This window comes from Streptomyces sp. PR69, assembly GCF_026420845.1.
Taxonomy (GTDB): Bacteria; Actinomycetota; Actinomycetes; order Streptomycetales; family Streptomycetaceae; genus Streptomyces.
The window spans coordinates 1-25886 of the sequence record NZ_JAOWCB010000007.1 but is presented as its reverse complement, the minus strand read 5'-3'; the positions used below and the strand labels follow the sequence as shown (position 1 = coordinate 25886).

32 protein-coding genes, 1 tRNA gene and 1 pseudogene are annotated in these 25886 nt (G+C 70.9%); 21 read left to right on the top strand and 13 right to left on the bottom strand.

Annotated elements, in window-relative coordinates:
- Positions 1 to 128: 128 nt before the first annotated feature.
- Positions 129 to 509, bottom strand: a complete 381-nt coding sequence (locus OF819_RS08905; protein WP_267242860.1) for a GntR family transcriptional regulator — start codon at positions 507 to 509, stop codon at positions 129 to 131.
- Between the two features lie 446 nt (positions 510 to 955).
- Between OF819_RS08905 and OF819_RS08900 the strand changes: the two genes are divergently transcribed.
- The 18 genes from OF819_RS08900 to OF819_RS08810 all read left to right on the top strand — a co-directional run bounded on the left by OF819_RS08900 (position 956) and on the right by OF819_RS08810 (position 12633).
- Positions 956 to 1249 (top strand): hypothetical protein, encoded by a 294-nt coding sequence (locus tag OF819_RS08900; protein ID WP_267242859.1) that lies wholly within the window; start codon positions 956 to 958, stop codon positions 1247 to 1249.
- Positions 1246 to 1902 (top strand): GGDEF domain-containing protein, encoded by a 657-nt coding sequence (locus OF819_RS08895; RefSeq protein WP_267242858.1) that lies wholly within the window; start codon positions 1246 to 1248, stop codon positions 1900 to 1902. The genes OF819_RS08900 and OF819_RS08895 overlap by 4 nt, the downstream gene beginning before the upstream one ends.
- On the top strand, positions 1899 to 2939 hold the full coding sequence (locus OF819_RS08890) for a DUF2637 domain-containing protein (RefSeq protein WP_267242857.1): 1041 nt from the start codon (positions 1899 to 1901) through the stop codon (positions 2937 to 2939). Before OF819_RS08895 ends, OF819_RS08890 begins: the two co-directional genes overlap by 4 nt.
- The gene (locus OF819_RS08885) at positions 2936 to 3286 is read left to right on the top strand and encodes a hypothetical protein (RefSeq protein WP_267242856.1); all 351 of its coding nucleotides are present in this window, start codon (positions 2936 to 2938) and stop codon (positions 3284 to 3286) included. Before OF819_RS08890 ends, OF819_RS08885 begins: the two co-directional genes overlap by 4 nt.
- Positions 3283 to 3618, top strand: coding sequence for a hypothetical protein (locus tag OF819_RS08880; RefSeq protein ID WP_267242855.1), 336 nt, complete (start codon positions 3283 to 3285; stop codon positions 3616 to 3618). The genes OF819_RS08885 and OF819_RS08880 overlap by 4 nt, the downstream gene beginning before the upstream one ends.
- A gap of 195 nt (positions 3619 to 3813) precedes the next feature.
- Positions 3814 to 6111, top strand: a complete 2298-nt coding sequence (locus OF819_RS08875) for a cell division protein FtsK (protein WP_267242854.1) — start codon at positions 3814 to 3816, stop codon at positions 6109 to 6111.
- Positions 6112 to 6252: 141 nt separating this feature from the next.
- A complete protein-coding gene (locus OF819_RS08870; protein WP_267242853.1) occupies positions 6253 to 6504 on the top strand; it encodes a hypothetical protein in 252 nt (83 codons plus the stop codon).
- Positions 6501 to 6635, top strand: coding sequence for a hypothetical protein (locus OF819_RS08865; protein ID WP_267242852.1), 135 nt, complete (start codon positions 6501 to 6503; stop codon positions 6633 to 6635). The genes OF819_RS08870 and OF819_RS08865 overlap by 4 nt, the downstream gene beginning before the upstream one ends.
- Positions 6626 to 6814: a hypothetical protein gene (locus OF819_RS08860; protein WP_267242851.1), complete on the top strand. Its 189-nt coding sequence runs from the start codon at positions 6626 to 6628 to the stop codon at positions 6812 to 6814. The genes OF819_RS08865 and OF819_RS08860 overlap by 10 nt, the downstream gene beginning before the upstream one ends.
- Before the next feature lie 13 nt (positions 6815 to 6827).
- Entirely contained in the window at positions 6828 to 7157 is a 330-nt protein-coding gene (locus tag OF819_RS08855; protein ID WP_267242850.1) for a hypothetical protein, read from the top strand.
- Positions 7154 to 7486: a hypothetical protein gene (locus OF819_RS08850; RefSeq protein ID WP_267242849.1), complete on the top strand. Its 333-nt coding sequence runs from the start codon at positions 7154 to 7156 to the stop codon at positions 7484 to 7486. The genes OF819_RS08855 and OF819_RS08850 overlap by 4 nt, the downstream gene beginning before the upstream one ends.
- 11 nt (positions 7487 to 7497) lie before the next feature.
- Positions 7498 to 7662, top strand: coding sequence for a hypothetical protein (locus tag OF819_RS08845; RefSeq protein WP_267242848.1), 165 nt, complete (start codon positions 7498 to 7500; stop codon positions 7660 to 7662).
- Position 7663: 1 nt separating this feature from the next.
- On the top strand, positions 7664 to 7834 hold the full coding sequence (locus tag OF819_RS08840) for a hypothetical protein (protein WP_267242847.1): 171 nt from the start codon (positions 7664 to 7666) through the stop codon (positions 7832 to 7834).
- 11 nt (positions 7835 to 7845) lie between these two features.
- Complete coding sequence (locus tag OF819_RS08835) at positions 7846 to 8139, top strand: hypothetical protein (protein WP_267243049.1); 294 nt, start codon at positions 7846 to 7848, stop codon at positions 8137 to 8139.
- Between the two features lie 20 nt (positions 8140 to 8159).
- Positions 8160 to 8642, top strand: a complete 483-nt coding sequence (locus tag OF819_RS08830; protein ID WP_267242846.1) for a hypothetical protein — start codon at positions 8160 to 8162, stop codon at positions 8640 to 8642.
- An 85-nt stretch (positions 8643 to 8727) separates the two neighbouring features.
- The gene (locus OF819_RS08820) at positions 8728 to 10710 is read left to right on the top strand and encodes a DUF3987 domain-containing protein (RefSeq protein ID WP_323748910.1); all 1983 of its coding nucleotides are present in this window, start codon (positions 8728 to 8730) and stop codon (positions 10708 to 10710) included.
- 331 nt (positions 10711 to 11041) lie between these two features.
- Positions 11042 to 11251 carry a helix-turn-helix transcriptional regulator gene (locus OF819_RS08815; protein WP_267242845.1) on the top strand — a complete coding sequence of 70 codons (210 nt, stop codon included), beginning with the start codon at positions 11042 to 11044 and terminating at the stop codon, positions 11249 to 11251.
- Entirely contained in the window at positions 11248 to 12633 is a 1386-nt protein-coding gene (locus OF819_RS08810) for a tyrosine-type recombinase/integrase (RefSeq protein WP_267242844.1), read from the top strand. The genes OF819_RS08815 and OF819_RS08810 overlap by 4 nt, the downstream gene beginning before the upstream one ends.
- A 178-nt stretch (positions 12634 to 12811) precedes the next feature.
- On the opposite strand, the gene OF819_RS08805 is transcribed toward OF819_RS08810, so the two are convergent.
- Positions 12812 to 12893, bottom strand: a tRNA-Tyr gene (locus tag OF819_RS08805).
- A gap of 194 nt (positions 12894 to 13087) precedes the next feature.
- Here OF819_RS08805 and OF819_RS08800 point away from each other — a divergent pair.
- Positions 13088 to 13576, top strand: a complete 489-nt coding sequence (locus tag OF819_RS08800; RefSeq protein ID WP_267242843.1) for a YajQ family cyclic di-GMP-binding protein — start codon at positions 13088 to 13090, stop codon at positions 13574 to 13576.
- 184 nt (positions 13577 to 13760) lie between these two features.
- A complete protein-coding gene (locus tag OF819_RS08795) occupies positions 13761 to 14276 on the top strand; it encodes a methylated-DNA--[protein]-cysteine S-methyltransferase (protein ID WP_267242842.1) in 516 nt (171 codons plus the stop codon).
- Positions 14277 to 14341: 65 nt separating this feature from the next.
- On the opposite strand, the gene OF819_RS08790 is transcribed toward OF819_RS08795, so the two are convergent.
- Positions 14342 to 14611 (bottom strand): GlsB/YeaQ/YmgE family stress response membrane protein, encoded by a 270-nt coding sequence (locus tag OF819_RS08790; protein ID WP_267242841.1) that lies wholly within the window; start codon positions 14609 to 14611, stop codon positions 14342 to 14344.
- 137 nt (positions 14612 to 14748) lie between these two features.
- Between OF819_RS08790 and OF819_RS08785 the strand changes: the two genes are divergently transcribed.
- Positions 14749 to 15996 carry an APC family permease gene (locus tag OF819_RS08785; protein ID WP_267242840.1) on the top strand — a complete coding sequence of 416 codons (1248 nt, stop codon included), beginning with the start codon at positions 14749 to 14751 and terminating at the stop codon, positions 15994 to 15996.
- 119 nt (positions 15997 to 16115) lie between these two features.
- Here OF819_RS08785 and OF819_RS08780 read toward each other — a convergent pair whose 3' ends face one another.
- The 10 genes and pseudogenes from OF819_RS08780 to OF819_RS08735 all read right to left on the bottom strand — a co-directional run.
- Positions 16116 to 16508, bottom strand: a complete 393-nt coding sequence (locus tag OF819_RS08780) for a YccF domain-containing protein (RefSeq protein ID WP_267242839.1) — start codon at positions 16506 to 16508, stop codon at positions 16116 to 16118.
- Positions 16505 to 17368, bottom strand: a complete 864-nt coding sequence (htpX, locus tag OF819_RS08775; RefSeq protein WP_267242838.1) for a zinc metalloprotease HtpX — start codon at positions 17366 to 17368, stop codon at positions 16505 to 16507. Before htpX ends, OF819_RS08780 begins: the two co-directional genes overlap by 4 nt.
- 195 nt (positions 17369 to 17563) lie before the next feature.
- Complete coding sequence (locus OF819_RS08770; RefSeq protein ID WP_267242837.1) at positions 17564 to 19126, bottom strand: NADH-quinone oxidoreductase subunit N; 1563 nt, start codon at positions 19124 to 19126, stop codon at positions 17564 to 17566.
- Entirely contained in the window at positions 19123 to 20697 is a 1575-nt protein-coding gene (locus OF819_RS08765; RefSeq protein WP_267242836.1) for a complex I subunit 4 family protein, read from the bottom strand. Before OF819_RS08765 ends, OF819_RS08770 begins: the two co-directional genes overlap by 4 nt.
- A 3-nt stretch (positions 20698 to 20700) precedes the next feature.
- The gene (locus OF819_RS08760) at positions 20701 to 22707 is read right to left on the bottom strand and encodes an NADH-quinone oxidoreductase subunit L (protein ID WP_267242835.1); all 2007 of its coding nucleotides are present in this window, start codon (positions 22705 to 22707) and stop codon (positions 20701 to 20703) included.
- Complete coding sequence (gene nuoK, locus OF819_RS08755) at positions 22704 to 23078, bottom strand: NADH-quinone oxidoreductase subunit NuoK (protein ID WP_267242834.1); 375 nt, start codon at positions 23076 to 23078, stop codon at positions 22704 to 22706. Before nuoK ends, OF819_RS08760 begins: the two co-directional genes overlap by 4 nt.
- Entirely contained in the window at positions 23078 to 23665 is a 588-nt protein-coding gene (locus tag OF819_RS08750; RefSeq protein WP_267242833.1) for an NADH-quinone oxidoreductase subunit J, read from the bottom strand. The genes nuoK and OF819_RS08750 overlap by 1 nt, the downstream gene beginning before the upstream one ends.
- Complete coding sequence (locus OF819_RS08745; RefSeq protein WP_267243047.1) at positions 23662 to 24156, bottom strand: 4Fe-4S binding protein; 495 nt, start codon at positions 24154 to 24156, stop codon at positions 23662 to 23664. The genes OF819_RS08750 and OF819_RS08745 overlap by 4 nt, the downstream gene beginning before the upstream one ends.
- Before the next feature lie 95 nt (positions 24157 to 24251).
- Positions 24252 to 25223, bottom strand: coding sequence for a complex I subunit 1/NuoH family protein (locus OF819_RS08740; RefSeq protein WP_267242832.1), 972 nt, complete (start codon positions 25221 to 25223; stop codon positions 24252 to 24254).
- Positions 25220 to 25886 (bottom strand): annotated as a pseudogene (locus OF819_RS08735) (hypothetical protein); the annotation flags it as partial. The gene OF819_RS08740 and the pseudogene OF819_RS08735, both read right to left, overlap by 4 nt.

Here is a 25886-nt window from a genome sequence, read left to right as displayed (position 1 = left end):
TCTCCCCCGATGTCAGGCGATGCGGCGGACTCTCATCATGCCCAATGCCCGCTCTGACATGGGGAGTTAACAGGTAACAAGGGATGACTGTTAACCCCTGTCCGCTGCGCTCTGGCCGGAGATACGGCCTACTGGTTCTCGTCAGCAGGGCCGGAACGAGGAGCCTCAAGGCGCTCGACCCGGTCACGGAGGTCCGAGAGCTGGGAGGTGAGATGCGTCAACTGTTCCTGGAGTTCGCGCATACCGGACGCCGTCTGCTGCGCCGTGGCTTCGCCCTTCTTCGGGTCGATGACGTAGGTCCCGCTGCCCACACGGGCAGCGACGAGACCGTCATCCCTGAGTTGGCTGTAGGCGCTCTGCACCGTCATCAACCCAACGCGCAGCTTCTTGGCGAGGCTCTTGGCACCGGGAAGCTGAGCACCCGGAGGGTAAACGCCTCGGGCGATGTCGTCCCGGAACTTGGCCGCAATCTCCTTGGCGGTCGGGCGCTCATCAGGGGTCCAGTCCATACGTAGAGCCTATCCAACCTAGGTCATTCCCTCGCCTTGCGCGGAGGGGTTGACCCTCGAAAGCAACCTAGGTAACTTCATCGGCAGATGAGCTACCTAGGTAACTCGCTCGCTCCGGTGAGTCCTGTGGAGACAGGAGTCCGAGCAAGGGCTACCAAGCCCGCCGGGAGCGTCTGTTCTTTGACAACTGAATGGGGATCACGCCGCCTCTCCTCGGCCAAGTAGGCGGCCACACGGCCTCCCGTGTGATGAACAGCGCAACCCGTCCCTGCGCGGCGCTCGCGCCGCGGGGCTTGCTGCCTCCACCCGCCCGGTCCGGCTCTCACCCGACGGGCGGGTTTGGGGCGGGCCGGTGAAGCAGGGCGCAGTTTTCGGGGCCGGTCGCCTCTCTCCAAGGCCGCGGCCGTGCCCGGTCCTCTCCGTCCCTTCGAAGGCAGGAGTGATCGATGCGTACGTATGTCGGCGGCCATGAGGCCGTCTCTGCCACGGATTTCGTGGAATTGGCCCTGGGTACCCCGGTGGAGTTGTGGCTGGGTGTGGAGGGCGAGAGCGAGGAGGAGCGGGCGGCGCGTTTGGACGCGGCTCGCGACATCCTTGCGGACTTTCCGTCGTTGCCGGATGAGGTCAGCCGGATTGCCGCGGAGGTGATTGAGGCGCATGCGCCGGAGTTGTTCAACGTCGTCCCGCTGGTGCGGCCGACGGTTCGCCGCCACCGCTTCCGGAAGGGGGCGGCGGCATGAGTCACACTCTGACGGCTCTGTCTGCTGCTCTGCCGGTGGTGGCGGGGTGGTCGGTGCACAGTGTGCGGCTGCGTCGCCGGATCGAGGCGGCGCGCCGTGATCCGCTGACGGGTCTGTGGACCCGCGACGCCTTTGCCGAACGCGCCTGCGCTCTGCTCGCCCGGTCGCGTACGCATCTGGTGTGTGTGGTTGACCTGGATGGCTTCAAGCAGGTCAACGACACCCTGGGCCATGCGGCAGGGGACGCGGTCCTCCGCACGGTGGGGCAGCGTCTGGCCGCCTGGGCCAAGGACCGGCGCGGGGTTGCGGGGCGGCTGGGTGGTGATGAGTTCGCCGCCGTCACCCCCACCCATGGGGATCGGCCGGGGGCTGTTCTGGCGGATCTGCTGGAGGCGCTGCAAGAGCCGGTCGTCTTCGACAGCCGCAGCATCGAGGTCCGCGCCTCGGTCGGCGCCGCCCGCTCCCGCAGCGCCAGTCCGGAGGGTCTGCCGTTGCTGCTGCGGTTGGCGGACGAGCGGATGTATGAGGCCAAGCAGGACGGCAGCGGCTGGTGTCTCGCCCCGCGCAACGCCTGTGCTCCTGCCCTGGGCACGGTCAATGGACGGCGTGCCGGGCGGCCGGGCACTGCGGGCGGGGCGGAGGCCACGTCATGACCGCCTCGCCTCTCGCCCGTGATGGGGGTGTGTCGGGGGTTCCTCCGTTGACGCGTCCGGAGATGGGCCTTGCCGGCGTCGGCGCGCTGGCGGCGGCTGGGGTCGGGGCGCTGGGTCTGGTCTCGTCGTTCGATGCTGTGTCGGCGGCTGCGGCCCGGTGGGGGTTTGGTGAGCCGTGGATGGTGCCGGTCGGGATGGATGTGGCCATCCCGGTGTTCTCGGTGGCGAATCTGCTGCTGATCCGCATGGACATGGCTTTGGCTTGGGTGCGGTTCGTGCCGTGGGTGCTCACGCTGATCACTTGCGCGTTGAACGTGGCGGCCGGGCATGGTGTGTGGGCGAAGGTGGCGCACGGCACCATGCCGCTGTTGTGGGTGGTGTTCTCCGAGATCGGCGCGCACATCTACGCGGTGCGGATCGGCGCGGCGACCGGCCGCCGTATGGAGAAGATCCGGTTCTCGCGGTGGCTGCTCGCGCCGGTGTCGACGTTGGCGCTGTGGCGGCGGATGACGTTGTGGGAGGTCACCTCCTACAACGTGGCGCTGGGCTGTGAGCGGGAGAGGCTGTTGGCCCGCGCGGAGCTGCGTGAGCGGCACGGCGTGTGGTGGCGGTGGAAGACCCCGCGGCGTGAGCGGGTGCTGCTCCGCCTGGGCGACCTCACTCCCACGCCTGCCGCGGCCGGGGCGCCGGAGCCGCCCGCCCTTGCGCCCCCGGCTGAGGACCCGCCGTCTGCTCTGGCCGAGCGCGCTCCGCGCTCGCGCCGCCGCCCCGCCAAACCCAGGGCCAAGGCTGCGGCCAAGGGGTCGCGGACGTTCGAGGACCTGCTGGCCGAGGCCCGCACGGTCACGACCGGCTGGGCGGATGCGGAGCTGACCGCGGACCGGCTGCGCACCACGCTGCATGTTTCGCAGGCCAACGCCCGGATGCTGCGCGACGCGCTGAAAGCGGAGCGGGCCGAGGTAGCCCGCTTCCGCCCCGACGCGCCCGCCGACGACCGGCACGAGAACGACCACGACGAACAGGGAGAAGCAGCATGAGCATCGGAGAGTTGAGCCGACTGGCCTGTGCCGTGGACGTCCTGGCGGGGATGTCGGGGCCGTTTGGGCATCTGCCGGTCACCGACGTGACGGTGGGCACGACGTACCGTCCGGACGCGTACGGTCCGGTCATCGTGATCAGCGTTCATGAGGGGCTGGCCGACTTCGAGGCGTGGCGCGAAGCCCTGGGCATCCGCCCCGAGGACGTGACACACCGGCTGCTGCCCAACTGCGCATCGCTGACCGCGGAGGCAGAGTGGGGCGGGGTGTGGATCGAACTCCACGGCTACGGGCCGCTGCCCGCCACGGCGCCCGCGCCCGCGCCTGTTGGGGAGGCGGTCGCATGAGCACCCCGCTCGCCGCCGCCGAGGTGTTCCGCGCGGTGATGACAGCGGCTGGCTGGCGCTGCCAGTGCACGGGCCGGTGCGGCAACCCCCACGCCAAGAGCGGGGCACGCTGCCCGCGCGAGCACGATAAGTACGCCGGCAAGCACGGCGGTCCGGTCCGGCTGATGGCTGCCGCCGCCGACCCGCTGACCTCCGAGCGCCGCGCCGCGGCCCTGGGGGCGGGCGAGCTGCGGGCGTGGTGCCCGCAGTGCCTCACCGCCGCCCGACGCGCAGCCAAACGCCCAGCCCCGGCCGCGCCCGACACGAGTCAGGGTGCGCTGTTCGACCTGTGACCGTCGGGCGGCGGTTGCTGCGCCACAGCGCGTAGCACCGCCTCGGCGACGCACCCTGCAAGACCGCCTCAATGGTGGTGCGCCGTCGGCCTGTCGTCTTCGACGACTCTGCGCATCCGTACCGGGCCCGGTCGCTCACCTCTCACCGCGCGCGGCCGGGCCCGCTCATCCCTCCCGAGAGAGAAGGACGGTTCAGTGAATCAGCCCAACCATGATGAGGACGACTTTCCCCGATTCAGGGCCGAGATGGCGGTCGGCGGGTCGGCCGACTCGGTCGGCACGGTGGTCGACCTGGACAAGGCCCGCTCAGCCCGTGTCGGGTCGGCCGACCCGACGCCCGACTCATCGGGCGGTTCGGATACGACGCGGTCGGCCGACTCCAGTCAGGGCGGGTCGGGTGTCGAGCCGGGGGAGTGGGAGGCCGAACTCCCCGACGACCGGCCCGACCATGATGAGGCGGGCGAGGGCGATCCGGTTGACCCGCCCACGCATGCGTTCCCGCCGTCGATCGCTGAGGTGATCGAGGCGAAGGACAAGGCCCGGCGGCCGGTGCTGCCGGACTGGCTGACCAGCGCCACGCAGCGGGCCGCAGTCGCCCGCTGGGCAGCCGGGCACTACGGCCAGAGCAGCCTGTATCACCTGGTGCGGACCCCGGTGTACTCCGTCAAGCTCCTCGCCTACGCGCCGCGCGGCTGTTGCCGCTGGGTCGGAGCGGCCGGGCGCTGGGTCTGCGACGCCGAAGGGCTGCCGGTGCGCCTGGCGGCGGTCAGGGCGGAGGACGCGGGGGAGTATCTGAGGCTGTCGCGGCAGCGGGATGCGCGGGTGAAGCTGCGCAGCATCATCGCCACCCTGGCCAGTGTGTTCGGGCTGGGCGCGGCGCTCGCGCTGTATGTGCTCGCCCCCGCCTGGCTGCTGGCCCTGGCCGCGCTTGCTCTGACGGGTGCGCTGGGGTGGGCGGGTATGCCGGCGGACCGGCCGCTGATCGACGCCGCGCGGGTGAAGTTCCGCCACCGCAAGCTGACCTCGGACGTCGTCTCCCGCGCGTTCCTCGCGGCGGGGCTGACCAAGCCGGATCAGGGCATCGCGTTCCCGCAGCCGATCCGGCAGGACGGGGACGGCTGGCGCGTCGTGGTCGACCTTCCCTATGGCAAGACGTTCGCGGATGCGGTCAAGAAGCGCGACGCTCTGGCCTCGGGCATTGATGTGGCGGAGACGCAGGTGTTCCTGGACCGGGATGCGACCAGCTCGCGGCGGGTGTCGATGTGGGTGGCCAACCGCGACCCGCTCGCGGTGCCGACCGGCCGCACCCCGCTGCTGGGTGCGAGTCGGGTGGACTTCTGGAAGCCCTTCCCCTGGGGCCGTGACGAGCGCGGCAACGAGGTTGAGATCAGCATGCTGTGGGTCTCGCTGCTGGTTGGCGCGGTGCCGCGGCAGGGCAAGACGTTCTCGGCCCGCACCATCGCCCTCGCCGCGGCCCTCGATCCGTACGTCCGCCTGTACGTGTTCGACGGCAAGGCGTCGCCGGACTGGCGCACGTTTGCCAAGGTGGCCCATCGGGTCGGGTTCGGCACCGTGCCGCAGGGCGGGATCGATCCGGTGATGCACCTGGTCAACTCTTTGCAAGAGCTCAAAGCCGATGTGGAGGACCGCTACCACCGGCTGTCCGAACTTCCCTTGCACATCTGCCCGGAGGGCAAGCTCACCCCCGCGATCTCCCGCGACAAGCGGTACAACATGCCGCTGGTGCTGTTCGTGGTCGATGAGGTGCAGGAGTACCTGATGCACCCGGTGCACGGGAAGACCATCCTTGAGCTGCTGGTCTTCCTCGCCCGCGTCGCCCCGGCGGTCGGTGTCTCGGTGATGACCGCAACGCAGAAGCCGGACGACACCGCCTGCCCGTCGGTGCTGCGTGACCAGCACCAGGCCCGGTTCGCGCTGCGGGTCGGCGCGTATCAGGTCTCGGAGACCATTCTCGGTGCCGGATCGTACGGCGAAGGGCTGGACGCCTCCCGGCTGCTGAAGTCCCACAAGGGCGTCGGGCTGCTCAAAGGCATGTCCGACGATGCGGGGATCGTGCGCACCTACCTTGCCGACGGCCGCGACGCTGAGGAGATCCTCACCCGCGCGGCCGCGCTGCGGGAGGCGGAGGGCACCCTCACCGGCGACGCCGCGGGCGAGGCGCCGGCCGATGCCGCGCTGGCCACGATCCTGGACGACATCGCCGCCGTCCTCGGCCGCGGTGAGGTCAAGGTCTGGTCGGAGACGGTCGTGGACCGCCTCGCCGAGCACCGCCCCGACGTCTACGGGCCGTGGGCGGAGCTGGAGCCCAAGCCCAAGGCCGAACAGCTCACCGCCGCGCTCAAGCCCTACGGCATCACCACCGAGCAGATCAGCCGCCGCATCGACGGCAAGACGGTCAACAAGCGCGGCATCCTCCGCTCCGACCTCACCAAAGCGATTACGGAGCGCAACAGGAAACGGGACGCGAGCTAGCCCCGGAAGGTCGCTTGCGCAAGCAGCCGCCGTCGCTTGCGCAAGCGACCCCGCTAGCGACCCAAACACCACCTGATCAGCCCGCTAGCAGACAGCGACCCACCTGCGAAAACACCCCAAACCCCGCCAGGGAGCCCCTTGATGAGCCTGCCCGCGCTCGCTTGCACCCTCCTCACAGCCGTCACACTCTGTTACATCGGTGTGTGTGCTGCCTCGCCGTTCGGCCGCTGCCGCAAGTGCGACGGCCTCGGCTTCGCCCTCAAACACGACCGCAAAGGACGGCCCAAGCGCGGCAAGCACTGCCGCCGCTGCGACGGCCACGGCATCCGCATACGCGCCGGCCGTCACCTGTGGAACCTGTGGGCCCGCACCTACCGCGCAGGCAGCCGATGACCCGCCGCCTCCTCGCCCTCGCCGCCCTCGGCCTGCTCCTCGGCATCACCGCCGCCCACACCACCCCCACCATCGACCCGACTCCCGCAACCCCGCCCGCCGTCTGTGAAGGAGCCCCGGCATGGCCGTGACCGTCTCCCTGGTCCTGCTCTTCGGACTGGTCCTGTTCTTCCTGCTCCGCTCCCACTCCCTCAGCTACGGCGCAGCCTTCATCGCCGCCGGGTTCGGCTTCTTCCTCGCCTCCACCGGAGCAGCCACACCCATCAACCAGCTCACTGCCGCCGTCATCAACGCCATCCCCGACCTGTGAGAGGGGCACCGTCGTGCACCGCAACCACCCGCCGGACACCCCCGGCATCCTCGCCCCCCATATCCCCGCCGACACCTACCGCAGCTCCACGGCGACCAGCCAGCCCATCGTCATCGTGCAGCCCGTCCCCGTTCCCCGCACCAGCCGCCGCAACCACCTCTACTACCTCGCCATCGGTCTCGCAGGCGCCGCCGGAGTCATGGGCCTGATCGCCGCCGCACTCGCCCTGTTCGAGTTCGCCGCCCGCACCGCCGCACTCATTGCCGCGTCTGCCGGGCCCCTCGGAATCGGCGGCATCACCCTGCGCCTGGCCCGCCCAACCAGTCGAAGGAAGTCCGCATGAGCGCACTCCTGTGGCCCGTCACGGCCAGCATCACCGCCGCCCTGAACGCCACGAACGGCACCGGCGAGCACGAGAGGGCGATGCGGTTGATGAAGGTGACCGAGGAAGCTGGCGAAGCCGCCGCCGCATACATCGGCATGACCGGCCAGAACCCCCGCAAGGGCACCACCCACACCACAGCGGACGTGGCCGACGAACTGTGTGACGTCATCATTGCCGCCGCCGTCGCCCTGCACGCCTTCACCACCGCCCCGCCCGCCGTCCTGGACACCAAGCTGCACGCCGCCGCACAGCGGCTCAACGCCCGCATCCACACCGAAAGCGAGTGATCCCCATGCCCGTGGGAGAAACCCCCATCACCGTGGTCGGCAACCTCGCCGCCGACCCCGAACAGCTCGCGCAGGCACTCGTCACCCGCGCCGCTCTGCCCGGCTTCGACCCCGCCGCTCTGGAACGCGCGGGACTGCCCGAACTCCCCGCCGCCCACATCGCCAAGGAGCACTGACATGGACATCGACCCCAACGAGATCGTCACGGTCGAACTGCGCTGGGACAACGACGGTTTGCCCGAGACCTACAGCCGCGACATCACCCGGCGGCGGCTCGGCGATCTGCTGCTCCAGCTCGACGACATGACCGACACCACCACCGCTGCCGCACAGGAGGACGTCGCGTGAACCGCCGCACTCTGCCCCGGCTGCGCATCCAGCTGGCCACATGGCCCCGCCCGGCACTGATCCTGACCGACACACCCCGCCCCTACTGCCAGCACTGCGACGGCATCGGCGGCATTGAGCACCATTACGGCGACTACGACACCGGCGAGTACGTGGGCACCGACTGGGAGCCCTGCGACTGCTGGAACGAAACCCGCCGCTGGCTCCTGCTGCCCCTGCCGCGCCTGCCCCGTTGGCTCCGACGGCGTCGCCGTGCCCGCGACCCGTGGGCCACCGACGGCGACAGCAACGAACCGCCCTTCTGAGCCGAACCGAGAGGACACCCGTGTTCGAGATCCGCATCATCTGCGACCCCGCCGACACCGACACCATCACCACCTCCCTCGCAGAAGCGTTCGCCACCGGCCCGGTACGCCAGTACCCCACCCGCGACGCCCAGCGCGCCCGTCTCTACCTCACCGCCGACCACCGCACCGGCAAGGACAGCACCCCGGACCCGACCGTGTGGCCGTCGCCCGCGGAGGCGTACGCGCTCGCCCCGAGCATCGCCGCGGAGATGGGGTGGGCTGCCGAGCAGGAACTTGGCCGCCCGACCTACGCACTGCTCGGCCGCGAGTTCTGGCTCCGCAAGGCCGCGGTCCTCGACCGCATCGCCCTCGCCGACGAAACCCACCACGCCCCTGGCGACGCGGGCGAGGCCGCCGTTGAAGCCGCACACCGGCTGATGAACCTGGACGCGGCCGACACCGGCAGCGACCCGCGCGGCTATGTCCGCCAGCAGTACGCCCACTGGGCCACCCAGCAGTAGCTACGCCTGGGGCGGTCGCCTCTCTCCAAAGACCGCGACCGCCCCAGCTCTCCGTCCCTTCGAAAGAAACAGGAGAACTCCCAGCATGCCATCTGATCCCGTATGGGAGGAGTGCGGCACCGTGGTGCCGCTACACGGCGACGTCGTCTCCGGTGTGGAGCATGTGTCGCCGCATGACCAGGAAGCGGAACAGGCAGTCGTCGGGGCACTGATGCTCGCCCCCGACGTCATCGCCGAGGTCAGCGACCTGATGGACCCCGCTGACCACTACCTTCCGGCTCACGAGACGATCCACCGGGCCGTCCTCGCCCTGCACGCCCAGGGCCGCCCGGTAGACCCGATCACCCTCGGCCACCACCTGGACCAAACCGGGGAACTGACCCGCGCGGGCGGCAAACCGTACCTGCACACCCTGGTGCAGGCCGTGCCCTCCACCGCGAACGCCGCCTACTACGCCGAGATCGTGCACGGCCTCGCGCGGCGGCGCCGCAGCATCGAAGCGGGCACACGCATCGTCCAGGCAGGCATGTCGCCCGACGCCACCGAAGAGGACCTGCGCGACGCCCTCGCTCTGGGTGCGCAAACGGTCGGCGCGGGCTGGGCGGAGCCGATCCCGCTCAGCCACCACCCCCAACTCCCGACCTTTCCCACCCAGGTACTGCCCGTCTGGCTGCGGGAGTTCGTCGACGCCGTCGCGGAGGAGACCCAGACCCCGCCCGACCTCGCCGGAGCACTGTCGCTGGCGGTGCTGGCCACGGCGGCCGGCGGACGGGCCATCGTCCAGCTGCGCGGCCGGTGGCGCGAGCCGATGAACCTGTTCATCGTCGTCGCCCTGCCGCCGGGCAACCGCAAGTCCGCCGTCTTCGCCGCCATGACCGCTCCCCTGCACGCCGCGGAGAAACTGCTCGTCTCCCAGACGGCCGGGCGCATCGCCGAGGCCGAGGTGACCGCCAAGGTGGCCCGCGAGGCGGCGGACAAAGCCGCCGCCCAGGCAGCCAAGGCCGACGGGCCGGAGCGAGACGGTCTGACCGCGGAGGCCGTCGCGCTCGCCCAGGCCGCCGACAGCCTGGACATCCCCGTCTCCCCCAGGCTGCTGGCCGACGACTCCACCCCCGAGACGGTCACCACCCTGATGAGCGAGCAGGGCGGACGCCTTGCCGTGCTGTCCCCAGAAGGCGGCATCTTCGACATCATCGCCGGACGCTACTCCGGCACCCCCAACATGGAGGTCTTCCTCAAAGGTCACGCCGGGGACTGGCTGCGCGTGGACCGGCGCACCCGCGCCGAGAACATCGAAGCCCCCGCCCTGACCATGGGCCTTGCAGTGCAGCCCGACGTCCTGGAAGACATCGGCAAGAACCGCGGCTTCGACGGACGCGGTCTGCTCGCCCGCTTCCTCTACGCACTGCCCGCCTCCTTGGTCGGCTATCGCAAACCCAACCCCGCACCCGTGCCCGACCACGTCGCCGAACGCTACGAGCGCACCGTCACCACACTCACCCTCACCCTGGCCGAGTGGACCGACCCCGCCGTACTCCGGCTCACCCCCGAAGCCGAGGACGCCCTCAGCGACTATGACCAGCGCATCGAGCCGCAGCTCCGGGCCCGCGGCGGACGCCTGGGCCACATCACCAAGTGGGCCAGCAAGCTCGTCGGAGCCACCGCCCGCATCGCCGGACTGCTCCACCTCGCCCAGCACCTCGAAACCGCCTACACCCGCCCCATCACCGCCGACACCATGAACGCCGCCATCGCACTGGGCGACTACTTCACCACCCACGCCCTGACGGTGTTCGACCTGATGGGCGCGGACGCCACCCTCGCACGCGCCCGCACCCTGCTGTCGGTCCTGGAAGACAACCGGTGGGAGAGCGTCACCCGACGCGACCTGTTCGCCAAGCTCTCCCGAACCGAGTTCCCCACCGTCGCCGACCTGGAGCCAGTCATCGCACTGCTGGAGGAACACGGCTACCTCCGCACCGAGACACCCCCCAGGACCGGCAAACGCGGACGGCCCCCAGCCCCCCGCTACCTCATCCACCCCGCCATCCGGGAGGCACACACATGAGCCCCCGCCGCCTCCCCCACACCCAGCCCCCGCCGCACAAACCGCCAAATCCGCAAAAACCCCCGACGACCGGCACTGACCTGCGACAACACCCGCCCGCCCCGCCAGCCGCAAAAACCCGCGAAACCACCGCAGAAATCCCCGCCACACGCCGACGGCCTGCGGCCCGACCAAGCCCCGCCTATTTCTGCGGAGATTCCCGCGATTTCTGCGGCGACCACCCCCACCCAACCAACACCGCAGGTCAGACCCCAGATCCACAGGTTTCTGCGGATTCTGCGGTTTCTGCGGCAGCCGCCCGCCCCTCAGCGCCCCAGAGGGAGGCCGTCCGATGACGTCAACCGTCCGCCGCCGTCGGCCGCCGACCGACGAGTGGCTACCGCTGACGGAGGTCCTGGAGGAGATCGGCATCACCCGCGCGACCTGGTACCGCTGGCGCAATCGCGGCTACGGCCCGGAGGTCAAGCGCCTTCCCAACGGGCACCTGCGTATTCGCCGCAGCTCCCTGGACGCCTTCCTCAACGAACTGGAGACCGTGTGACCGAGTGGAGCTACACCGTACGGATCTGGAGCATCCGCAAGCGGCCGTACCACAAGCCGTACCAACTGCGGTGGCAGGTGGGCACCCGGCCGCACTCTGAATCCTTCCTGACACTCGGCCTCGCCGAGAGCCGCCGCGCGCAGTTCATCACGGCAGCCCGCGACGGTGAACCGTGGGACGTCGACACTGGCCTGCCGAAGTCGATGGTCCAGAAGGCGAAAGACATCTCCTGGTACCAGCACGCCCGGAACTACGTGGAGATGAAGTGGGGCCACTCCCCCGCGTCCACGCGGCGGAACCTCGCCGAGGCCATGGCGACAGTGACCCTCGCCCTGGTGAGAGACACCAAGGGCATGGCGGACCGCAAGGCGGTGCGGCGTGCGCTCTACACCTGGGGCTTCAACGTGAACCGGTGGAAGGAGGAGCCGTCAGCCGACGTGGCCGCGATGCTCGCCTGGGTCGAGCGCAAGTCCGTCCCCACGTCCGCCCTGTCAGATCGGATGCTCGTACGGAAGGCCCTGGACGCGTGCTCCCGGCGGCTCGACAACAAGACGTCCTCCGGGCCGGTCATTGCCCGGAAGCGGGCCATCTTCCATCAGGCGCTCAGCTTCGCCGTAGACGCAGAGCTCCTCACGGAGAACCCACTCCCGTCGATCCGCTGGAAGGCTCCGGAGAAGGTGGAGGAGGAGGTGGACCCGGAAGCCGTCCCGAACCCCGTTCAAGCCGCCGCGCTCCTCGCCTCCGTACGGAAGCGGGGCAATCGCGGCAAGCATCTGGAGGCGTTCTTCGGGTGCATCTACTACTCGGCTGCCCGTCCCGGTGAGTTGGTGGGGCTGCGGCTCCAGGACTGCGAGCTTCCTCGCCGCGGGTGGGGCGTGATCCGGCTCCGGGAAAGCCGGGCCCGCTCCGGGAGTTCCTGGACGGACACGGGCGAGGCCCACGACCGCCGGGGGCTCAAGCACCGGGCCCGGAGAACCGTCCGCCACGTGCCGATACCACCGGAGCTGGTGGCTATGCTCCGCTGGCACGTCACGCTGTACGGCGCCGCCGACGATGGCCGACTCTTCCGTACGGCTCGTGGCGGCATGGTGCAAGAGAGCGGGTACGGGGAGGTCTGGGCACAGGCCCGAGAGGACGTCCTCTCCCCCGCCGAGCAGGAAACCAAGCTGGCCAAGCGTCCTTATGATCTTCGTCACGCAGCGGTGTCCACCTGGCTCAGCTCCGGGGTGGAGCCTCAGCTTGTCGCCCAGCGCGCGGGCCACAGCACGGCTGTGCTCTTCCGGGTGTACGCAAAATTCCTGAAGGGCGGCGACGAGGCGGCCAACGCCAAGATCTCCGCGCGGCTCAACGAGCACCGCGGGGGCGACGGCGCGATGCCCTGAGCCCGACCCTGGCCGTAAGCGCAGGCACGTGCTGGGAATCCCGTCCACAGTACGTCCAGAGAAGCTGGTAGATGGCGTGACGCACTGAGACACGGCGAGGCAGTCTCGCATTTCGAGTGGGCACGCAGAAGCGGCCCCTGATCAGCATTCCTGCTGATCAGGGGCCGCTTCTTTGGCGTGGCGGCGCCAGGATTCGAACCTGGGTAGGCTAAGCCGACGGATTTACAGTCCGCTCCCATTGGCCACTCGGGCACACCGCCATGGGATGCCGCCGAAAGAGGCCCCGCTGTGGGCGGTGCTCCCTGGCAACGACGTAAACGATACCTGATGCACAGGGGTGCTTCGCCACCGGATTGATCAGCCGTCCGCGTGGGCGCGGATGGCTAGGCTGGGCCGTGCCGGCCGGGCTTTCCGGCCGCGTCTCCACGCACCCCTATACAAGGAGCCACAGGACATGGCCGACTCCAGTTTCGACATCGTCTCGAAGGTCGAGCGGCAGGAGGTCGACAACGCGCTCAACCAGGCGTCGAAGGAGATCTCGCAGCGCTACGACTTCAAGGGCACCAACGCCTCGATCGCGTGGTCCGGCGAGAAGATCCTGATGCAGGCGAGCGGCGAGGAGCGGGTCAAGGCCATCCTCGACATCTTCCAGTCCAAGCTGGTCAAGCGCGGCATCTCGCTGAAGGCGCTGGACGCGGGCGAGCCGCAGCTGTCGGGCAAGGAGTACAAGCTGTTCGCCTCGATCAAGGAGGGCATCTCCCAGGAGAACGCCAAGAAGGTCGCGAAGATCATCCGTGACGAGGGCCCCAAGGGCGTCAAGGCCCAGGTGCAGGGCGATGAGCTGCGGGTCAGCTCCAAGAGCCGCGACGATCTGCAGACCGTGATCGTGCTGCTGAAGCAGCAGGACTTCGACTTCGCGCTGCAGTTTGTGAACTACCGCTGAGCCGGGCGGACCGGCGTTCATGCCTGCCCTCCTTGCCGGGCAGGGCAGGCTCGACGTCGCAAAGCCGCCAGCCTGCGGGCCCCGCCTGGCGCAGACTCGAAGAGGAGACAGGGTGGGGCCGGGCGGGGCAGGGCCTCCGCCGGACGGGAGCTCGACGGGGAAGGCGGCGCGGAAGGTGGCAGTCATGACGGTCTACGCGTGGGAGGACGGCCCGCTGGGCGAGATGCTGCTCGTCGGCGAGGAGGCCGTGGACGGCCGTACGGCGCTGGTCTCGGTCTCCCTGCCGGGGCAGAAGGGCGCCCCGGCCGTCCAGGACGGCTGGCGCCGCGCGCCGGGGGCCTTCGAGGAGATCGCCGCCCAGCTGCGGGCGTACTTCGACGGAACGCTGACCCGCTTCGACCTCCCGTACGCGGGCGGCGGCACGGACTTCCAGCGGCGTGTCTGGCAGGTGCTCGACAAGATCCCCTATGGGCAGACCGTCACCTATGGCGAGGTCGCCGGGCGCGTGGGGGTGTCCGGCGCGGGTGTACGGGCGGTGGGCACGGCGATCGGACGCAATCCGCTGCTGGTGGTACGGCCCTGCCACCGGGTGATCGGCGCGGACGGGGCGCTGCGGGGATACGCGGCCGGGCTGGAGCGCAAGCAGCGGCTGCTGACGCTTGAGGGCGCTCACCGCATGAGCGGAACGCTCTCCCCCTGAGAGCGGGCGGTCATCGGCCCCGGGGGCGGTGCATGTGCCGGGGTGGTCGCCCCGGCCCGCCGGCGTCAGCGTGAGCGTGAGTGGCCGAACAGGACGCGGTAGACGATCAGCAGGACCAGCGAGCCGCCGATGGCCGCCGCCCAAGTCGCCCCGTCGTAGAACTCGTTGGCGATCGGCCGGTCCAGAAAGCGCGCGGAGATCCAGCCGCCGATGAACGCTCCGGCCACGCCGATGAGGGTGGTCCCGATCAACCCGCCCGGGTCGCGGCCCGGAAGCAGGAACTTGGCTATGGCTCCGGCGAGCAGCCCCAGAATGATCCAGCTGATGATGCTCATGCCGTGAACCTGCCTTTCATGCTGTGTTGCGCTGTTTCCACGGTGCGGTGCTGCCGCGATGGCCGTGGTTGCCGAAGCTGCCCCGTAAGACGCGAGGGCAAACGCCGGCGGTTGCGGTGATCAGTATGGTGCGTCCCATGACACAGGAGCTGCGCCGTTCGCTCGGGGTCTTCGACGCGGTCGTGATCGGGCTGGGGTCGATGGTCGGCGCAGGCATCTTCGCCGCGCTGGGGCCGGCCGCCCGGTCTGCCGGTTCCGGGCTGCTGCTGGGGCTGGGGGTGGCCGCCGCCGTCGCGTACTGCAATGCGATGTCCTCGGCGCGGCTGGCCGCCCGCTATCCGGCGTCGGGCGGCGCCTATGTGTACGGGCGGGAGCGGCTGGGCCCGTTCTGGGGATATCTGGCGGGGTGGGCGTTCATCGTCGGCAAGACGGCGTCGTGTGCGGCCATGGCCCTGACGGTGGGCGCGTATGTGTGGCCCGGGCAGGCGCACGCGGTGGCGGTCGGGGCCGTGGTCGCGCTGACTGCCGTGAACTATGGGGGCGTTCAGAAGTCGGCCGGGCTGACACGGGTGATCGTGGCGGTGGTGCTGGCGGTTCTCGCTGCGGTCGTGACGGTCTGTCTGGGGTCGGGGCCGGCTTCCGGCGCGGTGGACTTCGGCCGGCTGGACGTGGGGGCGGATGCCTCGGCCGGCGGGGTGCTGCAGGCGGCGGGGCTGCTGTTCTTCGCCTTCGCGGGGTACGCCCGGATCGCCACGCTGGGCGAGGAGGTGCGGGATCCGGCCCGTACGATTCCGCGCGCCGTGCCGCTGGCGCTGGGCATCGCTCTGGCGGTCTACGCTGCGGTCGCCGTCTCGGTCCTTTCCGTGCTGGGCGCCGGGGAGCTGGGACAGGCGGCGGCGCCGCTGGCGGAGGCGGTGCGCGCCGCCGGCGCCGGGTGGATGACGCCCGTGGTGCGGACGGGCGCCGCGGTGGCCGCGCTGGGGTCGTTGCTCGCGCTGATTCTCGGGGTCTCCCGGACGACGCTGGCCATGGCGCGGGACGGGCATCTGCCGCGCCCGCTGGCCGCCGTGCATCCGCGCTTTCAGGTGCCGCACCGCGCGGAGTTGGCCGTGGGGGCTGTCGTCGCCGCGGTGGCGGCGACCGCGGACCTGCGCGGGGCTATCGGCTTCTCCTCCTTCGGGGTGCTGGTGTACTACGCGATCGCCAATGCCTCGGCGTGGACGCTGAATTCGCTGCCGGTCCGGGCGACGGCGGCGCTCGGACTCCTCGGCTGTCTGGTGCTGGCGTTCGCGCTGCCGCCCGCCTCGGTGGCCGCCGGGGCCGGGGTGGTCGCGGCGGGCGCTGCCCTGTACGCCCTGCGGCACCGGCGCGCTCCCGGCCGGTGACCTGCGGCGGCGGGCGCCTGCGGGCGGCGGCCCGGTTGAGCAACTGCTCGGTCTCGGTCATGTGTTCATGGTGGACCCTGGCACTGACAATCGGGCCGGGCCCCGCGCGCCGCGGTCGGCTAGCGGGTCGCGAAAGGCCGGTCCGTGGGCACGATTTCCTTGCCGAACGGCATGAGTGAGACCGGCAGCAGCTTGAAGTTGGCGATGCCCAGCGGGATTCCGATGATCGTCAGACACAGCAGCAGCCCGGTGACGATATGGCCGAGGGCCAGCCACCAGCCCGCGAGGACCAGCCACAGCACGTTTCCGATGCAGGAGGGCGCGCCCGCGTCGCGCCGGTCGACGGTCATATAGCCGAACGGCCACAGGGCGTAGACGCCGATCCGGAAGGCGGCCACGCCGAACGGTATGCCGATGATCGTGATGCAGAGGATGACGCCCGCCGCGAGGTATCCCAGGAACAGCCAGAAGCCGCTCAGGACCAGCCAGATGACGTTCAGGATTGTCTTCATGGGCGGCGACCTGCCATCTGCTCGAGTCGGGTGATGCGCTCCGCCATCGGCGGATGCGTCGAGAACATGCGGGAGAGGCCCTGTCCGGGCCGGAACGGGTTGGCGATCATCAGATGACTCGCGGTCTCCAGCCGGGGCTCGGGCGGCAGCGGAAGCTGTTTGGTCCCCGCCTCCAGCTTGCGCAGCGCGCTGGCCAGCGCGAGCGGGTCGCCGGTCAGCTGGGCGCCCGAGGCGTCGGCCTCGTACTCCCGCGAGCGGCTGACGGCGAGCTGGATGATCGAGGCCGCCAGCGGCCCCAGGATCATGATCAGCAGCATGCCGAGCAGCCCCGGTCCCTCGTCGTCGTCCGAGCGGCCGATGGGGATCAGCCAGGCGAAGTTCACCAGGAACAGCACCACGGAGGCCATGGCCCCGGCGACTGAGGAGATCAGGATGTCGCGGTTGTAGACATGGCTCAGCTCATGGCCGATGACCCCGCGCAGCTCACGCTCGTCGAGGATCCGCAGGATGCCTTCGGTGCAGCAGACGGCCGCGTTGCGGGGGTTGCGCCCGGTGGCGAAGGCGTTGGGGGCCTGCGTCGGGGAGATGTAGAGGCGGGGCATGGGCTGGCGGGCCGCGGTGGAGAGCTCGCGCACCATCCGGTACAGCGCGGGGGCCTCGAACTCGCTGACGGGGCGGGCGCGCATGGCCCGCAGCGCCAGCTTGTCGCTGTTCCAGTAGGCGTACGCGTTCGTGCCGAGGGCCACCACGAGGGCGATGATCAGCCCCGTACGGCCGAAGAAGCTGCCGATGAGGAGGATGAGCGCCGACATCCCCCCGAGGAGGACGGCGGTTTTCAGCCCGTTGTGCCGGCGGTGCACGGTACGCCCTCCAGGTGGTGCGGCAGGGGAACCCTTTGCGTGGTGGTGCTCCACTCATCAGTGGACCCTTCTGTTCTGGTCAACGCCAGGCGAGGGGCCCTGGTTCCCTTGCGCCTCCGCACCGGGGCTGGGCCGACCGGGTGACGGCCCTCCGCGGTCCGGAAGCGGGGGCTGGAAGCGAAGGCGGGAAGAAGGCTAGAAGAGGGTGTTCGCGGCGAACCGGAGCACCAGCTGGGGGTAGCCGGACAGGATGACGCCGCCTGCGGCGGTCAGGGCGAGGGCGGCCGTGAGAGGCGCCGGGACGGCGGCGGCACGCACGGCCACGCCGCCCGCCTCTGCGCCCGCCGCTTCCGGTTCCACTCCGGCGGCGGCCTCCGGCTCTTCCGCTCCGCGGAAGAGGACGGCGGTCCACTGGAGGTAGTAGTAGAGGGCGATCACCACATTGACGCCCATGACGACGGCCAGCCAGCCAAGGCCCGCGTCGACGGCCGAGGAGAAGACGGTCACCTTGGCGAAGAGGCCGATGATCCCCGGGGGCAGTCCGGCCAGGCAGAGCAGGAAGAAGCCCATCGCCAGGGCGGTCAGCGGGCGGTCCGCGTACAGCCCCCGGTAGTCGGAGATCCGGTTGAGGGGGTGCGTACGGGCCACGAGGGCGGCGACCGCGAAGGCGCCGAGGTTCACCACCGCGTACATCAGGGCGTAGGCGACGGTGGCGCCGATCTGGACGTCGCTGGTGTAGGCGGCGGCCGCGATGGGCACAAGGAGGTACCCGGCCTGTCCGACGGAAGACCAGGCCAGCAGCCGCACGGCGCTGAAGGAGCGGTCGGCCCGCTGGCGCAGCGCCGCGACATTGCCCCCGGTCATGGTGAGCGCGGCGAGCACCGCCATCGCCGGGCCCCAGACGTCGGCGTAGGCGGGGAAGGCGATGACGGTCACCAGGATGAGCCCGGAGAAGCCGACGGCCTTCCCGACGACCGACAGATAGGCGGCGACGGGCAGCGGAGCGCCCACATAGGTGTCGGGCACCCAGAAGTGGAAGGGCACGGCGGCCGTCTTGAAGGCGAAGCCGACGAGGGTGAGGGCGATGCCCGCCTTGGCGAGGGTGCCGAGCTGCCCGGGGACGTCGTCCAGTTCGACGGCGATCTGCGTCAGATGGAGCGAGCCGGTCGCCGCGTACACGAAGCTGACGCCGAGCAGCGTCACGGCGGTCGCGGTCACCGAGGACAGGAAGAACTTCAGCGCCGACTCGCTGGAGAGGCGGTCGCCGCGCTTGAGGCCGACGAGGGCGAAGGCGGGCAGCGAGGCCACTTCCAGGGCCACCACCAGGGTGGCGAGGTCGCGGGAGGCGGGCAGCAGGGCCGCGCCGGCCGCGGAGGAGAGCAGCAGGAACCAGAACTCGCCCGCGGGCAGCCGCTCGCGTGTCTCGTGCAGCGAGAGCAGCGCGGTCAGCAGCGCGCCGCCGAGGACCAGGAACTGGATGGCCAGCGTGAAGTGGTCGGCGGTGTAGCTGCAGGCGTCGGTCGCCGTGGTGAGGCAGAACGTCTCGCGGTCTCCGGCGCGCAGCGGCGCGAGGGAGACGATCGCGGCGGCGAGACCGGTGACCGCCATGGCGCCCAGGAGCCATTTGCGGCGCTCGGAGACGAAGAGGTCGGCCACCAGCACCAGCAGTCCGACGACGGCCGCGATGGTCGGCGGCGCGATGGCGAGCCAGTCGACGGACTGGACGAGGCTGGTGACGCTGTCGGCTGCTGCGATCACGACTGGCCTCCTGCGAGGAGCTGCTGCACGGCCGGGTCGGTGAGGCCGAGCAGGACGGCGGGCCAGAGGCCGGCGAGGACGGTGAGGGCGACGAGCGGCGTCCAGGCGGCGAGTTCATACGCCTGGACGTCCGCCAGCGGCTCGGCGTCGGGCCGTGGCACTCCCATGCACACCCTGCGTACGACGACGAGGAGGTATGCGGCGGTGAGCAGGGTGCCGAAGCCGGCGATCGCGAGGAAGGTGAGGTACGCGGGGCGGCTGAGGCCCTCGGCCGGTTCGAAGGCGCCGAACATGGCGAGCATCTCGCCCCAGAAGCCGGCCAGGCCGGGCAGACCGAGCGAGGCGACGGCGGCGAAGGCGAGCAGCCCGCCGAGGCGGGGCGCGCGGCCGTAGAGCGCGGCGCCGGCGGCTCCGGCGAGGGTGTCCAGGTCGGCGGTGCCGTAGCGGTCCTTGAGCGCTCCGACGAGGAAGAAGAGCAGGCCGGTGATCAGGCCGTGGGCGATGTTGGCGAAGAGCGCGCCGTTGACTCCGGTCGGGGTCATGGTGGCGATGCCGAGGAGCACGAAGCCCATATGGCCCACGGACGAGTAGGCGATCAGCCGCTTGAGGTCGCCGCCCGTGCCCTTCCTGACCAGGTCGAGACAGGCGAGGGAGCCGTAGATGATGCCGGCGACGGCGAACGCGGCGAGGTAGGGGGCGAAGGTCTGCATGCCGTCGGGGGCGATCGGCAGGACGATGCGGACGAAGCCGTACGTTCCCATCTTCAGCAGCACTCCGGCGAGGAGTACGGAGCCGACGGTCGGCGCTGCGGTGTGCGCGTCGGGCAGCCAGGTGTGCAGCGGCCACATCGGGGTCTTCACCGCAAGCCCAAGGCCGATCGCGAGTACGGCGATGACCTGCACGGATGCGGTCATGCCGCGGCCGTTGTCAGTGGCGAGTGCCACCATGTCAAAGGTGCCGGTCTGCAGCCCGATGAGCAGCAGGCCGAGCAGCATGACGATGGAGCCGAGCAGGGTGTAGAGGATGAACTTCCAGGCGGCGGCCCGCCTGCCCTCGCCGCCCCAGCGGGCGATGAGGAAGTACATCGGGATGAGCACCATCTCGAACGCGAGGAAGAACAGCAGCAGATCGAGGACGGCGAAGGTCGCGAGCGTGCCGGACTCGAGGACGAGCAGCAGGGCGACGAAGGCCTTCGGGGAGGGGCCCGAGGGCATCTTGAAGTAGCTGTACAGCGCGCTGAGGAAGGTCAGCAGCGCGGTCATGACCAGAAGGGGGAGAGAAATGCCGTCGACGCCGAGGTGGATGCGCACATCGAGCGCGCTGATCCAGCTGATGTCGGTCGTGGCCTGCATCCTCGACGGCTGGTCGTGGTCGAAGCCCAGCGCCAGGACGAGCGCGGCGACCAGGACCGCGCCGGTCACGGTCACGCCGTGGCGCAGGACGGCCTGCTCCGGGCTCTTGCCGCGCAGCCCGGGCGGCGCGGGCAGCAGTGCGGCCGCCGCGCCGAGGAGCGGGCCGGCGACGATGAACGCGAGAAGGAACTGCATCACGGACTCGCTGATATCGATCACGGCTCAGGACCCCGCGTTGACGTTGGACAGGACGACGGCGGCGAGCGCCAGGACGACGGAGCCGGCGAGCAGCACGCTCAGATAGGTCTGCACATTGCCGGTCTGGGCACGGCGGACGGCGGCGCCCAGCCAGCGCGCGCCGGTGCCGGAGCCGTGCACATAGGTGTCGACGACCTCGCGGTCGAGGAAGGCGACCAGCTTCGCCGCCGCCCGGACGGGGCGTACGAAGAGCGTGGAGTAGACGGCGTCGAGGTGGAAGCCGACGGCCGCGTGGCGGTGCAGCCGGCCGAGGAGGACCCGGCCGGGGTCGGCGGGGTCTGCCGCGGCGGCGACATTGCCGTAGAGCGGGGTGTGGGCGGCGATGGCCTCGGCCTCCGCGGCGGCGGGGGACGCGTCGGGGTGGGCGGTGGCGGCGTCCATGGGGATGGGGGCGGTGGCCGCTTTGTAGCGCAGCGAGCGCCAGGCGGCATAGGTGATCAGTCCGCCGCCGACGGCGATGCCGGTGCCGAGGACGGCGGTGGTGACGGTGGGGGCGAGGCTGTCGCCGTCGAACCAGCCGGCGATCGTGCCGACGGTCAGACCGAAGGCGAGGGAGGGGACGGCCAGGAGCCAGAGCACGCCGTTCATGACCAGGGGCTCCCTGCCGTGGTCGGGGGCTGCGACGCCCCTGCCGTGGAAGGCGAGCAGCCATAGCCGGGTGGCGTACGCGGCGGTGAGCAGGGCGGTGAGCAGCCCGGCGACCAGCACGGTCCAGCCCGCGGCGGAGGGTGCGAGGTCGGTGTCGCCGAGCGCCGAGTGCTCGGCGGCGACGAGGACGGCTTCCTTGGAGAAGAAGCCGGCGAAGGGAGGGATGGCGGCGAGCGCGAGGAGGGCGACGGTCATCGTCCAGTACGCGTCGGGGATGCGCCCCGCGAGGCCGGTCATCCGGGACATCGCGGCCAGCGAGTTGGTGCCGGCGGCGTGGATGACGACTCCGGCGGCGAGGAAGAGCAGGGCCTTGAAGGCTCCGTGGGACAGGAGGTGGAAGACGGCGGCGCCGCGGTCGCCGACGGCCAGGGCGCCGGTCATATAGCCGAGCTGGCCGATGGTCGAGTAGGCGAGGACGCGCTTGATGTCGTCCTGGGCGAGGGCGGCGAGCGCCGAGCCGACCATCGTGACCGCGGCCATCACGGCGAGGACGACGAGCGCCGCGGCGGAGGCGGTGAAGACCGGAAGGAGCCGGGCGATGAAGTAGACGCCGGCGGCGACCATGGTCGCCGCGTGGATCAGCGCGGAGACGGGGGTGGGGCCCGCCATCGCGTCAGGGAGCCAGGTGTGCAGCGGGAACTGCGCCGACTTGCCGGCCACACCCGCGAGGAGCAGCAGCGCGATCAGCGTGGGGTGGTCGAGGGAGCCGGTGGCGGCGGCGCCGAGGACTCCGGTGATGCGGAAGGTGCCGGCGTCCGCGGCCAGCGCGAACAGGCCGATCAGGAAGGGCACGTCGCCGAGCTTGGTGACCAGGAAGGCCTTGAGGGAGGCGGCGCGGGCCTCGGGCGTCTCCCAGTAGTGGCCGACCAGGAAGTACGAGCAGATGCCCATGATCTCCCAGCCGACCAGCAGCACCATCAGGTCGCCCGAGTAGACGACGAGGAGCATCGCGGAGGTGAAAAGGGACACGAGCGCCGCATAGGAGGGGTAGCGCGGGTCGTCGCGCAGATAGCCCATGGAGTACAGCTGCACGCAGGTGGCGACCACCCCGACCAGCACGGCGACGAGGACGGCGAAGCCGTCGAGGTGCAGGGCGAGGTCAATGGGGACCGAGCCGGTGGGGGTGAGCTGGGTGGCCGCGTCGATCGGGGCGCCGCCGCCCTGGCGGACGGCGACGGCGACCGCGAGCGCGGCCGCGCCGAGGGTCGGCAGTACGGCGAGCGGGCGGACGAAGCCGGGGGCGGCCTTGCCCAGGAGGAGTCCGGCCGCGGCGCCGAGGAAGGGAAGGAGGGGGACGAGTACGGCGAGGGTGGTCGTGGTCACGCGGCGGCCTCGGCCTTCTGCGCCGCAGCGGCGGGTGCGGGGACGGTTCCGGGGCTGTCGCCCGGGCCCTCGGCGGTGTCCCGGAGCTTGTCGACGTCGGAGGTTCCGCGGTTGCGGTAGACCATCAGGACGATCGCCAGGCCGATGCCGATCTCGGCGGCGGCGATGGCGATGGTGAAGAGGGTGAGCGCCTGGCCCGCGTGCAGGGTGTCGCGGAGCCAGACGTCGAAGGCCACGAGGTTGAGGTTGACGGCGTTGAGCATCAGCTCGACGGACATCAGCACAAGGATGGCGTTGCGGCGGGCGAGCACGCCGTACAGCCCGGTGCAGAAGAGGAGGACGGCCAGCACGGCGGGATAGACGAGGTGCATCAGCTCTTCCCCTCGGGATCCTTGGCGTTCCTGCGGGACAGGACGATCGCGCCGACGAGGGCGGCGAGCAGCAGCACGGACAGCGCCTCGAAGGGCAGCACCCAGTGCCGGAAGATGATCTCGCCGGACACCCTGGTGGAGCCCTGGGCCGGTCCGTCCAGGTCGATCCAGGTCGTGCGGAACGCGTCGACGACCACCCAGACCAGGGCGGCCGCCGCGGCGACGGCGACGGTGAGGGCGGCCCAGCGGTTGCCGGAGTCGGCGTCCGGCGAGCGGCCGATGGGGGCCTTGGTGAGCATCAGCCCGAAGAGAAGGAGGACGACGACAGAACCGACGTAGATCAGCACCTGTACCCAGGCGATGAACTCCGCGGTCAGCAGCAGGTACTCGACGGCGATGCCGCCGAGCGCCACGACCAGCCAGAGGGCGGCGTGCACCAGCTGCTTGGAGGTGACGGTGACGACGGCCGCGCCGAAGGTGGCGAGGCCGACGAGAAGAAAGGCGATCTCGACGCCGGTCGGGGAGAGGAAGCCCTGGTCCCCGGCCGCGGCGACGGGCGCATGGGCGAGCGCACCAGCGAGCGTCATACGTCTCCTCCCTCGGCGGGAGGCTGCTCGGCGGCGAGCTTCTCCGCGGCCTTGCGGGCGGCGGCGACCTCCTTGGGCTCCTCGGCCTTCGGGTCGAGGGCGGGCGGCGCGGGCACCGTCCACATCCACTCACGGAGCTTGTCGCGCTCATGGGTGAGTTCACGGATGTCCGTCTCCGCGTACTCGAACTCCGGCGACCAGAACAGCGCGTCGAAAGGACACACCTCGATGCAGATGCCGCAGTACATGCACAGGGAGAAGTCGATCGCGAAGCGGTCCAGCACATTGCGGCTGCGCTCGCGGCCGCCGGGGGCCGCCGGGGGGACCGTCTCCTTGTGGGAGTCGATGTAGATGCACCAGTCGGGGCACTCGCGGGCGCACAGCATGCAGACCGTGCAGTTCTCCTCGAACAGGCCGATCACACCGCGTGTACGGGGCGGCAGCGCGGGCTGGGCGTCCGGGTAGTGCGCCGTGTGGGACTTCCGCGTCATCGTGCGGAGGGTGACGGCGAGGCCCTTGGCCAGGCCGCTGCCGGGGATGCGGGAACGCGACTGCTGGGCCGACGGGGCCGGCCGGGGGGACGCGGTCACTGCTGGATCACCACCTTCACGACGCCGGTGAGGGCGATCTGGGCGAGGGCGAGCGGGACGAGGGTCGTCCAGGCGAGCTTCTGCAGCTGGTCCTCACGCATCCGGGGGTAGCTCACCCGCAGCCAGATGACGATGAAGGCGAGCACGGCCGTCTTGAGCAGGGTCCACACCCAGCCCAGGCCGTCGGCTCCGAACGGACCGTGCCAGCCTCCGAGGAACAGGACGGCAGTCAGACCGCACAGGATGACGATGCCCGCGTACTCGGCGAGGAGGAAGAGCGCGAAACGCAGCCCGGTGTACTCGGTGTAGGCGCCGAAGATGATCTCGGAGTCGGCGACCGGCATGTCGAACGGCGGGCGCTGGAGTTCGGCGAGGCCCGCGACGAAGAACACCAGAGCGCCGACGATCTGCCACGGCAGCCACCACCACTCGAAGGCGTCCAGGATGCCGACCAGCGAGACCGTGCCCGCCGCCATCGCCACGGAGGCCGCGGCGAGCAGCATCGGCAGCTCGTACGCCAGCAGCTGGGCGGCGGTGCGCAGACCGCCGAGAAGGGAGAACTTATTGGCCGAGGCCCAGCCCGCCATCAGCGAGCCGAGCACCCCGACGCCCATCACGGCGAGGACGAAGAAGATGCCCGCGTCGATGACCTGGCCGACCGCTCCCTCGCCCGGTCCGATCGGGATCGCGACGAGCACCAGGAGATACGGCAGCAGTGCGACGGCGGGCGCGAGCTGGAAGATACGGCGGTCGGCGCCCGCCGGGACCACATCCTCCTTCTGCGCGAACTTCACACCGTCGGCGACGAGCTGCGCCCAGCCGTGGAAGCCGCCGGCGTACATGGGGCCCACACGGCCCTGCATATGGGCCATCACCTTGTGTTCGGTCTGCCCGATGAGCAGGGGGAACACCAGGAATACGGCGAAGACGACGAGCAGCCGGAGGGCGACGTCGAGAGCGTCGTTCACGCGGGGTCGCCTCCGGCGGTCTCGTCCGGCCGGCCGTCGGACCCGCCGTCGGCGGGCCCGGTCGTCGGCCGGGGGTCGGGGGTATGGGTGTCGGACTCGGTGGTCCCGGGGGAGTCAGTGTTCCCGGGGGACTCTCCGGTCCCGGGGGACTCTCCGGTCCCGGGGGACTCTCCGGTCCCGGGGGACTCTCCGGTCCCGGGGGACTCTCCGGTCCCGGGGGACTCTCCGGTCCCGGGGTGCGCGGTCGCCGCCTTGTCGGCGGCTTCCGCCTCGTCCGCGGCGGGAGCGTCGGCTGACGTCTCGTCGAAGGCGGGGCGCGCATGGTGCCAGGGCGCGTCGGCGCTCCGGGTGCGCGGGGGCGCGGCCGGGGCGGCCGGGGCCTCGGCCCCGGAAGCCTGCGGCTCGCGGGCGGCCCGCGGTTCAGCGGCCTCCGTCTCAGCGGCTTGGGCCCCGCCGGCCTGCGCCCCGGCGGCCTGGTCCCCGCTGGCCTGCGCGCCGGGCGGCTGGGTGCCGGAGGGCTTCAGCTCGGAGGCCCGCGCCCCGGCGGCCTGCGTCCCGGCGGCCTGCGCCTCAGGGGTCTGCGCCTCAGGGGTCTGCGCCCCGGCGGGCTCCGGCTCGGGTGCCGCCGGGCGTTGGGAGGCGGAGCCCTCCGAGGCGCCGCGC